The sequence below is a fragment of the Kitasatospora sp. MY 5-36 genome (assembly GCF_001182915.1).
Lineage (GTDB): Bacteria > Actinomycetota > Actinomycetes > Streptomycetales > Streptomycetaceae > Kitasatospora.
On record NZ_LFVW01001251.1, the window covers coordinates 1 to 1,170 of the forward strand.

General features: G+C 75.0%; 4 protein-coding genes. 2 read left to right on the plus strand and 2 right to left on the minus strand.

From position 1 onward, the window contains the following. Nucleotides 1–194 (plus strand): hypothetical protein (locus AE652_RS41745; RefSeq protein ID WP_049661278.1); only part of this gene is annotated, 194 nt, incomplete at its 5' end. 86 nt (nt 195–280) lie between these two features. Here AE652_RS41745 and AE652_RS41750 read toward each other — a convergent pair. Together AE652_RS41750 and AE652_RS47125 are read right to left on the minus strand one after the other, a co-directional pair. After that, nucleotides 281–493: a hypothetical protein gene (locus AE652_RS41750; protein WP_049661281.1), complete on the minus strand. Its 213-nt coding sequence runs from the start codon at nt 491–493 to the stop codon at nt 281–283. An 85-nt stretch (nt 494–578) separates the two neighbouring features. Continuing rightward, on the minus strand, nt 579–833 hold the full coding sequence (locus AE652_RS47125) for an acyl carrier protein (protein ID WP_049661285.1): 255 nt from the start codon (nt 831–833) through the stop codon (nt 579–581). Nucleotides 834–957: 124 nt separating this feature from the next. On the opposite strand from AE652_RS47125, the gene AE652_RS47130 reads away from it, so the two are divergent. After that, complete coding sequence (locus tag AE652_RS47130; RefSeq protein ID WP_049661288.1) at nt 958–1,140, plus strand: hypothetical protein; 183 nt, start codon at nt 958–960, stop codon at nt 1,138–1,140. The last annotated feature ends 30 nt before the right edge of the window (nt 1,141–1,170 follow it).

The window sequence follows — 1,170 nt, forward strand, 5'->3', positions numbered from 1 at the left end:
CGATCCGGCGTCAGATTGCCGCCCGCCCGCAGTCGGCGGCGCTCACCCAGCTCGGCTACCTCGCCGCGCACGGGCGGCTGCGCAACGCGCTGCTGACGGCGGCCCGTGACGTCCTCGGCCCCGGCGCGGTGGCGCCCCGCTTCACGGCGACGGTCCACGACCTGGCGGTGTGCGCGGACCCGCTCGCGATCTGAGGCACGCGCGGGGCCGGACGCGCCCGTCCTCCCGTCCTCCCGTGTTCGGGCCGGAGGACGGGCGGACGGACGGGGGTGGCGTGAGGTCAGTCCAGGGCCAGGAAGCTGCCGACGTTCTCGTCCGGCCGGAACTCGCCCGGCCCCAGGGGGTTGAGGATTCTCGTCCGACAGTTGCCGTCGGGGAAGAGCAGGATGGTGCCGCCGGTCCGGTTGGCAATCGCGGTGTCGGCGCCGAGGCCGGGGTAGCACTGGCCGCCCTGCGGGTCCCGGACCTGCTGGAAGTTGCTGCCGTTCTCCATGATCACGACACCGGGCGCCGCCGAGGCGGCCGAGTCGTACGGGCCGGTACCCGGACGGCCGGGCCGACTCCCCGCTCCGGGTCGTTCAGGAGCCGGACGCCACCTGGGCGTTGACGTCCTTGAGGAACTCGGCGACGGGACGCCCGAGCAGCTCCGCGCTGTCGACGGAGACGCCGTAACGGTTCTCCACGTCGGCGAGGACGCCCAGCACGCCGAGCGAGTCGACGCCGAGGTCGAGGAACATGCGGCCCGGTTCGGCGAGTTCCTCGGCGGTGACCTGGACGCCGGCGCGGGTCCTGACCAGGGTGGCGAGTTCCTCGTAGGTGATCTCGGCGGCCATCGGGCCCTCCTCGGGGTGCGTGGGGCGGCAGGGCCGGAGGGTGGCGGATCGCTCAACGGGAGGCCCTGTGGGCGCAGTTGTACGTGGTCGAAAGGCGTCCGGTCCAGCTCGTTCACTCGTACGCGTGAGGCCTTCACGGGGATGGTCGGAACGGCCCGCCCCGGCCCGCCCCCACGACCCCGACCGCGCCGCCGCCGGGCACCTCCTCGCCCCGCTCACCGGGCCGCTGGAGCACCGGCCGGACGCGGACATGCGGGAGGTGGCCGCCGAGGCGGTGGACGTCTTCCCGCACGCCCACGGCACCTGAGCCCCGGGGCCGGGGCACCCGGGCGGCGGG

Excerpts from the sequence above, each read along its gene's own strand:
- AE652_RS41750 (WP_049661281.1), bottom strand. The coding sequence starts at position 493 with ATGGAGAACGGCAGCAACTTCCAGCAGGTCCGGGACCCGCAGGGCGGC.
- AE652_RS47125 (WP_049661285.1), bottom strand. The coding sequence starts at position 833 with ATGGCCGCCGAGATCACCTACGAGGAACTCGCCACCCTGGTCAGGACC.